Annotated in this window: 1 protein-coding gene; it reads right to left on the bottom strand. The window is 65.5% G+C overall.

The window, feature by feature from the left end; all coding sequences use genetic code 11:
• Positions 1-281: 2-oxo acid dehydrogenase subunit E2 (locus tag AAEZ05_RS28295; protein ID WP_350649881.1), on the bottom strand; the 281-nt coding region annotated here is incomplete at both ends.

The following is a 281-nucleotide window of genomic DNA, read 5'->3' as shown; positions in this document are numbered from 1 at the left end:
GGACAGCTCTTCACGGCTGGCCTTGCCTGTACGTGCGGCATTGGCCAAACGTGCGATTTCTTCGGCAGTGCCCCACAAGCTGCGGGCTTCTGCATGGCGTACCACCGGCACCATCAGGCCCACGTCGCTCTGGGTGGCGACGCCCACGTGCACGGCGCCGAGGCGCGTGATGACCTGGGCTTCGTCGTCGTAACGGGCGTTGATCTGCGGGAAGTCGCGCAAGGCCACAACCATGGCCCGTACGATAAACGGCAGCAGGGTCAGCTTGCCGCGTGTCGCAC

It is taken from the genome of Pseudomonas sp. HY13-MNA-CIBAN-0226 (assembly GCF_040310305.1).
In the GTDB taxonomy this organism is placed as follows: domain Bacteria; phylum Pseudomonadota; class Gammaproteobacteria; order Pseudomonadales; family Pseudomonadaceae; genus Aquipseudomonas; species Aquipseudomonas gregormendelii.
This window is presented reverse-complemented; position numbering and strand designations above follow the sequence as displayed.